At 57.6% G+C, this 10519-nt stretch carries 10 protein-coding genes and 1 pseudogene; 7 read left to right on the forward strand and 4 right to left on the reverse strand.

All coding sequences use genetic code 11. The features are described 5' to 3' along the window. Positions 1 to 111: 111 nt before the first annotated feature. The gene (locus ACWUKX_RS15495) at positions 112 to 420 is read left to right on the forward strand and encodes a hypothetical protein (RefSeq protein ID WP_456007791.1); all 309 of its coding nucleotides are present in this window, start codon (positions 112 to 114) and stop codon (positions 418 to 420) included. 143 nt (positions 421 to 563) lie between these two features. Here ACWUKX_RS15495 and ACWUKX_RS15500 read toward each other — a convergent pair whose 3' ends face one another. Both ACWUKX_RS15500 and ACWUKX_RS15505 read right to left on the reverse strand, forming a co-directional pair. Further along, entirely contained in the window at positions 564 to 1010 is a 447-nt protein-coding gene (locus ACWUKX_RS15500; RefSeq protein WP_456007793.1) for an FkbM family methyltransferase, read from the reverse strand. Beyond that, a complete protein-coding gene (locus tag ACWUKX_RS15505) occupies positions 947 to 1240 on the reverse strand; it encodes a hypothetical protein (RefSeq protein ID WP_456007795.1) in 294 nt (97 codons plus the stop codon). The genes ACWUKX_RS15500 and ACWUKX_RS15505 overlap by 64 nt, the downstream gene beginning before the upstream one ends. Before the next feature lie 390 nt (positions 1241 to 1630). Here ACWUKX_RS15505 and ACWUKX_RS15510 point away from each other — a divergent pair, with 390 nt between their 5' ends. Then, complete coding sequence (locus tag ACWUKX_RS15510; protein ID WP_456007797.1) at positions 1631 to 2506, forward strand: glycoside hydrolase family 16 protein; 876 nt, start codon at positions 1631 to 1633, stop codon at positions 2504 to 2506. 48 nt (positions 2507 to 2554) lie between these two features. Here ACWUKX_RS15510 and ACWUKX_RS15515 read toward each other — a convergent pair. Then, positions 2555 to 2927 (reverse strand): annotated as a pseudogene (locus tag ACWUKX_RS15515) (Tn3 family transposase); the annotation flags it as partial. 204 nt (positions 2928 to 3131) lie between these two features. After that, positions 3132 to 3290 carry a hypothetical protein gene (locus tag ACWUKX_RS15520; RefSeq protein ID WP_456007799.1) on the reverse strand — a complete coding sequence of 53 codons (159 nt, stop codon included), beginning with the start codon at positions 3288 to 3290 and terminating at the stop codon, positions 3132 to 3134. A 217-nt stretch (positions 3291 to 3507) separates the two neighbouring features. Between ACWUKX_RS15520 and ACWUKX_RS15525 the strand changes: the two genes are divergently transcribed. The 5 genes from ACWUKX_RS15525 to ACWUKX_RS15545 form a co-directional block, all read left to right on the forward strand. Further along, the gene (locus ACWUKX_RS15525; RefSeq protein WP_456007801.1) at positions 3508 to 4491 is read left to right on the forward strand and encodes an NAD-dependent epimerase/dehydratase family protein; all 984 of its coding nucleotides are present in this window, start codon (positions 3508 to 3510) and stop codon (positions 4489 to 4491) included. Continuing rightward, positions 4491 to 6413 carry an HAD-IIIA family hydrolase gene (locus ACWUKX_RS15530; RefSeq protein ID WP_456007817.1) on the forward strand — a complete coding sequence of 641 codons (1923 nt, stop codon included), beginning with the start codon at positions 4491 to 4493 and terminating at the stop codon, positions 6411 to 6413. The genes ACWUKX_RS15525 and ACWUKX_RS15530 overlap by 1 nt, the downstream gene beginning before the upstream one ends. Next, a complete protein-coding gene (locus tag ACWUKX_RS15535; protein ID WP_456007802.1) occupies positions 6410 to 7411 on the forward strand; it encodes a GHMP family kinase ATP-binding protein in 1002 nt (333 codons plus the stop codon). The genes ACWUKX_RS15530 and ACWUKX_RS15535 overlap by 4 nt, the downstream gene beginning before the upstream one ends. After that, complete coding sequence (locus tag ACWUKX_RS15540; RefSeq protein ID WP_456007804.1) at positions 7408 to 8115, forward strand: SIS domain-containing protein; 708 nt, start codon at positions 7408 to 7410, stop codon at positions 8113 to 8115. Before ACWUKX_RS15535 ends, ACWUKX_RS15540 begins: the two co-directional genes overlap by 4 nt. A gap of 1250 nt (positions 8116 to 9365) precedes the next feature. Continuing rightward, positions 9366 to 10519 (forward strand): glycoside hydrolase family 16 protein (locus tag ACWUKX_RS15545; protein ID WP_456007806.1); only part of this gene is annotated, 1154 nt, incomplete at its 3' end.

A 10519-nucleotide genomic window follows, 5' to 3' on the forward strand; every position in this document is an offset into this window, starting at 1 on the left:
AGCCCCGGTTTTGCCGGTGGATGGCTACTCTAAATTTCGAATGTTGTCGCCGATCGGGGTCAAGGGATGCCGCATTATCGTGGCTACGTTCTGAACGAACACGGCCAATTCATGGGCGGGGTCAACCTCGCCTGCACGGACGACGATGCAGCGAAGGAACACGCCAACCGGTTAGCAGATGGCCACGAGGTGGAGCTTGGCGCCTGGTTGCGCAGTTCGCCCTGGATTCACGGCGAACGTCGTGAGCGAGCAAATGCGACCGGGAAATCCGAAATCCAGCGCTACCATACCAAGGCGCTGCCAAGGCCGCCCATGGAAGTCGCGATGAAATTCTCGGACGACCTGATGCGCGATTCCACCGTCGCTCAGAAGTACGACGAAGCTTCGCAGCGGGGAAGCCGGTTTTCCGAAAGAGGCTAACGAACGGCGTTCAGTTCAAGGGGCTGTGCGAAGCGCTGGTTCGCGGACCTGTCAGGGAGAAACAGCACATCGGCAGATTTGGTGCCGGTTGTTCTGGCCTCAATCGCGGATTGGCTTGCCTTTCGGCGCCCGGTCCGTGTCAACTAGTATGCCTCGTATCCGTTATCCGCCAAGAGACGCAGGACTACCAAAACCGACGCCCCGAACTTGTTCAATCCCTGGTCGGAAAGTTCGACGAACAGGGCCGGCCGGGCGAACCTCAGGATCTCGATCATGCCCTGAAGCGTCAGCAGTTCGGCGCCCTGCACATCGATTTTCACGAGCGCCGGGCGCCGGGGTCCCTTGTCCGCGAGCAGTCCGTCGAGCGTCACGGCGGTGACCGGCACGCCGGTGCCGTTCCGGGAAAGCTTGTGGTCGGCCGGGGAAAGCGGGTTGATTTCGAGAAAGGTCGTGCCGGGCTCGCCGGCGGCGACCACCCTCAGCGCCTCGACGCGGCCAAGAAGGCCCGCGCGCTCGAGCGCGGAAATCAGGCCGCTGTAATTCTGGTCCTCCGGCCGATGGCGATCACCTTTCCGCCATCGCCGACCCATTCAGCAAAGCGGAGCGAGAAGAAGCCGACATTGGCGCCGACGTCGATGACCAGCGATCCGTCTGGCACGAATTCCCTGAGCTGATCGATCGGGCCTGCTTCAAAATACCCTTTGTAGAGGGGATAAAACGCAAGATAGGCGCGGTGGAAAAGCGGAAGACGCTGCAGGCCGAGCTTGGCGGTCAGCACATATAGCCTGATAGCCGAATCTCTTAGGAACACTTTGAGCATGCAGGAACCATCCAATGACACCGGTGCAGGATTTGTTGGCAGTGACTTGGCGAGGGCCCCGCTCGGAGGGCGGCATCGCAACGATCTTCGTTCGGCCATGCAGACTTTATCACTCGATCAAGGCCTGATCGCGGGAATAAAGAGGTGCCTCCCGAGGATCGGCATCGACACACCGCCCCAAGACTACCTCGCTGGATAATGCCGCCTTAAACCGACTGAGACCTCTAAACCTCGTGCCCTATGGTCGCATCGAGGCCCACCTGACGAGGCACAATACAGCCGAGGTAACCAATCCTCGTCGTTTCGCTATGAGATTGGCTGTGCCATTGGTGAGCGGCGGCGACCATTGCAATCGCATCTTGGTCAAGCCCCTCGATACGAGGAGGGCATATGAAAAGTATATCGAAGTACATTTCTTTCACAGCGCTCATGATCGTCTCCTTCACAGCGCTCACGATCGTCACGTGCGGCACGAGTGGTGGAGGTAGTGGATCGTCGCTGCCACCGCCGGCTGGGTACACTACCAGTCAGCTGATATTCGAGGACACCTTCACCGGGCACTCGCTCGACTCCACGAAGTGGATACCGGCGATCGCGGACCAGAACGGTATCTGGCAGCAGAGCGTGCCATCGCCGTACTCCGCGATGAACGCTGGCGGGTTCAACGCTGAGTACTTTGACCCGGCTCAGGTCAGCACTGGCCCATCAGGCTTGAAGATCGTTGCGACGAGAAGCAACCGGTTCGCCGGGTACACGTGGAAGTCGGGCGCTATCTGCACGCACGGCAAGTTCACGTTTGCCGGTGGCTACGCCCAGATACGCATGAAGCAGCCGGACGTCAGCACTGGCGGATGGCCAGGCTTCTGGCATCTCGAGGGCGGGGCCGAGATCGACACGCAGGAGGGCGGGTTCCTCAACGGCTCCGTGTCAAGCAACCGAGTGCTGGCCAACGCTTTGTTGGCTCCCACCAACGACCAGCAGTTCTTCGACGCTGGTGTGGACCTGTCGGCCGACTACCACGTCTGGGGCGTGGAGTACAAACCGGGTGTGTCGATCAAGTTCTATTTCGATGGCGTGCTCAAGCGAGCCGTCACGACGAACGTGCCAACCGGTGCCGTGACCCTGCTCATTAATCTGAGCATCGCCAACAGCAGCGCGTCTGGCTGGCACACCGCCTACGACAGTTCGACCCCGGCAACGCTCGAACTGGAGGTGACCGACGTTCAGGTCTACCACCTGAGCATGACCGACAGCATCAAGGGGTGACGACACGAAAGTGGGCGTTACGCACCGCTCGAAAGAACGGATCAGGAACTAAGCGGCGAGTAGTGAGACGGGCCGGCGCAGCGGCCGCAAGCCGTCGATAGGCGTCGGATCGGCGCCCCAGACGTAGTCCCCCGTCAGAGCGACATGCTCCCGCCCTAGCGGCGCGACGTGCTTCACGAACTCGGCCTGAACGTCGGTCCCTCGTTGCCGGAGGTCTTCGAGCGCAGCCTGCAGGTGCCGCGTGTTCCGGAGGATGACCGCCGACACCAACAGGTTCGGCGCTGAGGCGCGGTATGCCTGGTTCTCAAATGTGCGGTCGCGCATCTCGCCGAGGCGGTTGAAGAAGATCGCCCGCGCCAGCGCGTTGCGGGCCTCGTCCTTGTTCAGGCGGGGCGTTGGCGCGCCGGCGGAGCGCGGGGTCGCCGTGCCCTGGCAGCTTGTCAGTGGCGTCCTCAAGGCAGCTGAGGCCCTGCATGTCCCCCTTCCGATCCGACTCCATCCTTGGGCTCGTGCACCCGGCGCCAGAGGTTCCCGGTATAGAGCGGCTCAAGCAACTCGGGATCGAGTTTCGGAGCTTCTCACTGGACGGCGATCGCCCCTCATCTGGGACATTGCGTCGATATTCTTAGTCGAAGACCGGCGCGATGCGCCAGAGACGCAAACGGCGAAATTGTGCGGTCGGCACGATCGCAAGGATCCGCGGCAGCATCGACATCTGCGCGCAGCTTTCGATGTTGGCGTCGCCGCACAGACGAGGGCGGTGCGATTCAGTCCGGATCAGCAAAATGGGGCTACCCCGGAGGAATGATCGCGGAGCGGAGAAAACCATGCGATGATTTTTAGAAAGGCGCGTGACCTTAACGACGAGCGCAGAGCTTAACGCCCGGTCCGGTCGAACTCCCGACTCTCCAACGGTGAAGGCTTGCAACGGAAGTTGTCATTGCAGGATCCGGAAGACTTAAGGCCCGAAAGCTTGCACACAAGAGGTAAGGGCAATCCGATTGAGTGTACCGCACGCTATTTTTGTATCGGGAGTTGCGGGCTTTGTAGGAAGCAAGCTCGCAAGGCTCTTTGTTGATCGTGGATATCCGGTCTTCGGCTTCGATGACCTGTCGCGAGGTTCTCGTGAAAACCTGAGTGGCCTCCTCACGCATGAGAGGTTCATTTTTGAGAAGGTGGATCTCTCAGACGCCGGTGCAGTGAGAAGCCGCTTTATGAATTGTCACGGTCGCATTCCGATTTCCGAAGTCTGGCATATGGCTGCCAATTCGGACATTGCTTCGGGAATCGCCGACCCCTCCGTTGATCTACGCGACACCTTTCTATCGACGTTCAACGTGTTGGACGCAATGAAGGAGGCGGGGGTTCCGTTTCTTGCTTTCGCTTCCAGTTCAGCAGTGTATGGCGATTTGGGGGAGGCTCCGATTAGAGAGGACGTCGGGCCGCTGCTACCCGTTTCCAACTACGGTGCTATGAAGCTCGCATCGGAGGCGCTAATCAGCGCTGCCGTCGAGGACTGGCTAGATCGGGCTTTGATCTTTCGCTTCCCGAACGTGATCGGTGTTCCAGCAACACACGGTGTCATTCTAGACTTCGTGAGAAAGTTAAGGGGCACGCCAAACAAGCTGAATGTTTTGGGATCGGGGCGACAGCGGAAGGCATATCTTCACGTCGATGATCTGATTGATGCGATTGTCTACTTGCGCGCAAACGCATCCGAGCGGCTTGGCTATTACAATATCGGTCCCGAGGACAAAGGGGTAACCGTTAGCTTTATAGCCGAAACGACTGTCGAGGCTGTCGCACCGGGCGCGGGGATCGAAATCGAATATGGAGTTGAAGATCGCGGGTGGACGGGGGATGTTCCCCGATTTTCCTATGACATAGCAAAAATCCGTGCCCTCGGTTGGCGGCCCCAGCTTGGTTCGGCTGACGCCGTTCGAAAAGCCGTCGTAGAAATCGTGCGACAGGAAGCAAACTTGTGATGCAGGCTGTTGTACTTGCTGGTGGTCGAGGGACACGGCTCAGGAGCCGGACAGGTGATTTGCCTAAGTCGCTGGTCGACGTTGGTGGCAGGCCACTTCTTGAGCATCAAATCGTCCTCGCTAAGCAACACGGTATTGAGCGGATCTTGATCCTGGTGAACCACGGAGCCGGGCAAATCGTCGAGTTTTGTAATCAGCGCGAGAATTGGGGGATTGACGTTCGTTGCGTAGATGACGGTGCGCCTCGCGGGACCGCTGGAGCAGTTCTGTCCGTTTTGGATATGCTCGACGACAACTTCCTTACAATCTACGGCGACACGATGCTCGACATCGATCTCACCCGCTTTAAGTGCTTCCATGAAAAACACAAAGCGGCAGCGGCAACAGTTTTCACCCATCCGAACGATCACCCGCATGATTCCGATCTGGTAGAAACGTCAGAAGACGGCATAGTTACCGCGTTCCATACATATCCACACGATCCCGCTTGCTATTATCCAAACAAAGTCAGCGCGGCTCTTTATTACATTCGAAAACAAGCTTTATCCCGGTGGCGCGCCACAGTAACCCCGCTCGATTTTGGCAAGGACCTCTTTCCTGAAATGCTTCGGGCCGGCATGGAAATTAGAAGCTACAGCAGCCCTGAGTATATAAAAGACGCGGGAACCCCGGAGAGACTTGACAAGGTTTGCGCCGACTTTGAATCGGGCCGCATAGCTCGAGCTTCACTCGCTTCTCCGCAGAAAGCAGTATTTTTGGACAGGGATGGGTGCATCAATGTTGACTATGGACACATCGATCGTCTCGAACGCTTCGAACTGATTGAGCGAGCCGCGGCCGCGATCACCTGTTTCAACCGGGCCGAATACCGGACAATTGTCGTCACTAACCAACCCGTTGTGGCGAGAGGCGATTGCTCTTTACGAGACCTGCGGATGATCCATAACAAGATGGAGACTGAGCTTGGCCGCTGCGGAGCTTTTGTTGATGCCATCTATTTCTGCCCGCACCATCCAGACCGCGGCTTTATCGGTGAGGTGGAAGCGCTGAAGATCCGCTGTGAATGCCGCAAGCCTTCTACTGGCTTGATTAATGAGGCGGTCGAGGCATTCAATATCGACCGCAGTCAATCCTGGGTCATCGGAGATTCCTCTACTGATGTCGCTCTCGCAAAACGGTCTGGCATCAGATCGATCCTGGTCGAGACGGGCGCGGGCGGGTTGGATAACAAATATCATGTCATGCCCGACTATACCGTCTCGGACTTGTTCGAGGCTGCCAAGTTCATACTCGCTGTTCATCCGACCTTGATAAATTCAGCATCTGACCTGATCGCATATGTGAAGCCAGGCGATGTTTGTTTCGTAGGGGGCCTCTCCCGGAGCGGAAAGAGTTTTCTTGCCAGTGCTATCGCGGAGGTTCTTCGCGGGCGCGGCTTTGAGACGCAAATCGTTGCTCTTGATCGCTGGATACGGTCGGCCGGCGATCGCAAACCAACGGTGATGGGTCGCTACAATGTGGACGAGATCAGGAAAGTTCTAAGCCGCTTGGTGGGAGTTCGTTCGCGTGAGACGCGCGATCTGCCCTATTACGAAAAGCTAAGCCGCATATCGCATCCAAGATCGGAAAGGATAACCATTTCTCCGGAGACCGTCCTGGTCGTGGAAGGAACCGTCGCTCTTTCGCTATCCGACGTAGTTTCGCGCGGTCGTGCGCACACTTTCTTCGTTGATATCGAAGAGGAGCTGAGGAGGTGCCGAGTAACGCGCGAATACTTGCGGCGGGGTGTGGATCGGGAGGCTGCGGCGAGTACTTACAGTTCGCGCCAAGAGGACGAGACGCCGATCGTTCTGGCATCGCGGGCGAGTGCTAAACATTGTGTCCGATTGCGGGCGATTGAGCTGATTGAGGCAGTCGGATGATTATTAGTCAGACCCCGCTTCGAGTTAGCTTTGTGGGAGGTGGCAGCGATCTTCCTGCCTTCTATCGGCAGGAAGGCGGCGCCGTGCTAAACGTTGCTATCGACAAGTACGTCTACGTGAATGTGAATCGTAAGTTCGATAGTGGCACTCGAATTGCTTATTCCAAAACGGAAGAGGTAGAGAGCGTTGAGAATATCCAGCATCCGATTGTAAAGGCGACGATGGGATATCTTGGGATCCGCGGAGGCGTTGAGATAACAACTATTGCCGATATTCCATCGAAGGGAACAGGACTTGGATCCTCAAGCGCTTTTACCGTCGGCCTTCTGCACGCGCTGAACGCGTTTCGGGGGCAGTATGTCGCCAAGGCAAGGCTCGGTGCTGATAGTTGTCGCATTGAGATCGAACTTTGTGGCGCTCCCATTGGAAAACAAGATCAATACGCCGCCGCCTTCGGCGGGTTGAATCTAATCGAGTTTCACTCTGATGATAGCGTCTCGGTGTCGCCGCTCATATGCCCACGTGATTTCATCGCTTCAATTGAGGAGCAAGTTCTCATGTTTTACACCGGCATTACGCGCAGTGCTTCAGACATTCTCGTCCGACAATCAGAGGGCATCGCAAGAGCGTCGGACAAGCGGAAGGCACTCAGGCGGATGGTCGAGCTCACGTATTACCTTCGTGATGAACTGCATCGATGTAACCTCGACGCCTTCGGCGAAATCCTGCATGAGAACTGGCTCTTAAAAAAGAGCCTCTGTGAAGAAATCACGAACGATGCAATCGATGGCTGGTACCGAACTGCGTTGCGGGCAGGTGCCAGGGGCGGCAAGCTACTCGGAGCAGGTGCAGGAGGTTTTCTCATGTTCTTCGCACCTCTCGATCGCCACGACGCAATCAAAGCAGCCCTCGGGGAGCTTAAGCACTTCCCTGTGAAGTTTGACTTCGCCGGGAGCCGCATCGTTCATTATCAACCGACATCGGAGCCCACCCAATGAAACACTTTGGCGGCAATACTCAATCAACCGACATCGGAGCCCGCCCAATAAAACATTTTGGCGGCAGCGCTCAAGCTTATTTCAAGAAACTTGAGATCGTCTTGGCTTCATTAGACTACCAAAGCTTCGATAATGCTGTGGCCCTGGTCGCGCAGGCACAGGAGGATGGCAAGCAGATAATCACGCTTGGAAATGGTGGTAGTTCACTGACAGCGCTACATTTCATCACGGACTGGAATAAGAGCGTCTATCTCTCCACGAAGCGCCCCTTTCGTGGTCGGACGCTGGTCGACAATGTGGGCCTTACATTTGCATACGCGAACGATGTTTCTTTCGAGGATGTATTCGTCGAGCAGCTGAAGAACCTCCTGAACGAGGGCGACCTGGTCATTGCCATTTCGGGAAGCGGAAACTCGGAAAATGTTTTGCGCGCTGTTCGATACGCTAATGATCATGGCGCAGTTACGTTAGGTCTTTGTGGATATGGCGGAGGAACGCTTAGGCAGATCGCCCAACACGTGGTTTGGGTCAATGTGAATGACATGCAACTCTCGGAAGATATACATTCCTCGTTCGGGCATGTCGTTATGCAGCGTCTCTGTTTTGGAAGTACACAAAAGTGGAGCGATGGGCGACAACGGCGCAGCGCTGCTGGAGGCCTCAATCCAAATCGAGCAGGCGCCGAGACGGGTTGGCGATCCTGATCGAGAACAAGCGATGCCGCATTTTCATGTCTACGTTCTGGATGAACGCGGCCAGTTTATGGGCGGGTCAACCTTGACTGCACAGACGACGTTGCAGCGAAAGAGCACGCCAGGCGGTTAGCAGACGGCCACGAGGTGGAGCTTTGGCGACTGGTTGCGCGGTTCAAATTTGACAATCCGCGGGGCCGTCCCGCGGCGACGAAGCGCCTCGCGCCCTAAGACCACGTTTCAGCCATTCAACAAGACGCTTGAGGATTTGGGACAAGCTTCGCCTGGCCGGCTGGCGATCGAGAACGATTTTTTTGCCATGAGATCCGGATTATGAGCACAGCGGACCGGAGAGCGATGCTCGACCGCGCGGAGCCGAAGCTATCGATCCGGGTATGGCGTGAGATTCCGGCGCATATCGGGAGCGGGCGGCAAACGATGACGATCTGCCGCTGATGCGGCTGCGGACGAATGCTCCGCATTCGCCTTGAGATCGACGAACTGTTCCTGCAGCATCCCTTCATGGGCTCGCGTCGTGTGCCGCAGCCGTTGTCGAGGCCAAGGTGCCGGTGAACCGCACGCGGCGGGTTCCTGATGCGCCGGATGGGATCTCGGCGCGGGGGCCTAAGCAGAACACGTCGAAGTCGGCGCCGGGACACAAGGTGATCCCCTATCTGCTGCGCGGGATGACGACCGATCGGCGTTGGTACGATTCGCGAACACTGCTTCGAAAGCTCCGGCGCGCATCAACGAGATTTGGCGCATTCTTGCAGACGGAGCAGGCTCCGAGCAGTGAGAGACGGGTGGCTCGATGTAGTTGTCAAATGCAGGCTTCCGTTATAGGGCTGTTGATATGGTTAACGCGGCCTCATTCTCGCCGCAAAGGGCATTAAGGTCCGCCAAGTAGCGTATATGGTAATGCAATCGGGGGGTTGCGTAGGAAAAAACTGCACGCGAGCGAAATTGGAAGCGGAAATGCCTGCGTTTAACTTAGTGAAGCAGGACATAACTTGAGGGGTCTACCGTGGTAATTCTATTCGGCAAGCCTGGCGGAGCGCCCGCGGGACGAGTTGCGCCTGAATTGGATCAGGCCGCGGCGCGAACCGCCCAACGCCTTGCGTGTGTCGGCAACGACGGCTTCCAAATCTCCGCTGCCTTGTAATGTGTGCGCGGTGCGTAGCTACGAGCGTGCGGTATGTCGCGCGCTTTGGTGATGCGGGGTGGGGGAATCCCTTGTTTTCAATGTCAAAAAGGATCATGGAATGACTCTTTCCGCACCCGCAGGCTTTGCCTCTAGCGATCTCGTCTTCGAGGAGAGCTTCTCCGGTACGGCGCTCGACAGCGACTGGAATACCTACATCACCAGCAATGCCGCCAACGGCTGGCCATGGAATAGCAACGGATCGGGAGGAAGTACGCCGGGCGGCCCATATAATGCCGACTACGATATGCCGAGCCAGGTGTCCGTGAGCAATGGGACCTTGAACCTCACGGCGATCAAGCAGCCCATCAGCGGCGTTAATCAAGGGGGAGTGACACAAACATTCCCGATCACGTCCGGCGCCGTCAGCAGCTACGGCAACTTCGAATTCAACGGCGGCTACCTTCAGATCAGCATGAAGGCGCCGAGCGGTAACGGCGCATGGCCAGGCCTCTGGCTGATGCCCGGCGAAGGCGCCGGCAGCAGCGGCGACAATTTCGAGATCGACATACAGGAGGGCGGGTTTACCGAAAGCTCCGGCCCGGTAGACCATAACTTCACTTGGCACCTTGACGGCCCATCTGGATGGGTCGGCGCGAGCATCGACAGCGGCGTCGACCTCACGGCCGGCTTCCACACGTACGGCATCAACTGGGTGCCCGGTGAATCGATCACCTGGTATCTCGATGGGAAGCAGATGGCGCAGGTGACCAGCGCACAGGTCGTGATCCCGGATGAACCGATGGAATTAATCATGAACAATGCGGTCGCGAATTCGAACGCGGCCGGATGGCATACGGGCCTGGACAGTTCGACCCCTTCGTCGATGCAGATGCAGATCGACGAGGTGCAGCTCTATCAAAAAGCAGGTAGCGGCGACACTGTCACGGGCGCGAACGTCACTCCCCCGACCACTGGCACGCCTCCAGTTAGCGATTCTGACACGCCTCCAGTTAGCGATCCTGGAACGCCCCCATCCGACGACCCTGCCCAGACCATCAAGGGAACCGCCGGTGCCGACACTCTAAGCGGCGGCGGTGCCAACACCATGATCGGCTATGGCGGCAGCGACGAATACTATGTCGACAATGCCGGCGACAAGGTGGTCGAGGCCTCTGGCCAAGGTCAAGACAGGGTGTGGACTTCTGTGAGCTATGCGCTCTCAGCCGGCTCGTCGATTGAAGTCCTTGGCACCACGAAGGACGCCGGCACCAC

This window comes from Mesorhizobium sp. f-mel, assembly GCF_053850215.1.

Excerpts from the sequence above, each read along its gene's own strand:
- ACWUKX_RS15535 (WP_456007802.1), top strand. The coding sequence starts at position 6,410 with ATGATTATTAGTCAGACCCCGCTTCGAGTTAGCTTTGTGGGAGGTGGC.
- ACWUKX_RS15495 (WP_456007791.1), top strand. The coding sequence starts at position 112 with ATGGGCGGGGTCAACCTCGCCTGCACGGACGACGATGCAGCGAAGGAA.
- ACWUKX_RS15505 (WP_456007795.1), bottom strand. The coding sequence starts at position 1,240 with ATGCTCAAAGTGTTCCTAAGAGATTCGGCTATCAGGCTATATGTGCTG.
- ACWUKX_RS15510 (WP_456007797.1), top strand. The coding sequence starts at position 1,631 with ATGAAAAGTATATCGAAGTACATTTCTTTCACAGCGCTCATGATCGTC.
- ACWUKX_RS15540 (WP_456007804.1), top strand. The coding sequence starts at position 7,408 with ATGAAACACTTTGGCGGCAATACTCAATCAACCGACATCGGAGCCCGC.
- ACWUKX_RS15500 (WP_456007793.1), bottom strand. The coding sequence starts at position 1,010 with ATGGGTCGGCGATGGCGGAAAGGTGATCGCCATCGGCCGGAGGACCAG.
- ACWUKX_RS15530 (WP_456007817.1), top strand. The coding sequence starts at position 4,491 with ATGCAGGCTGTTGTACTTGCTGGTGGTCGAGGGACACGGCTCAGGAGC.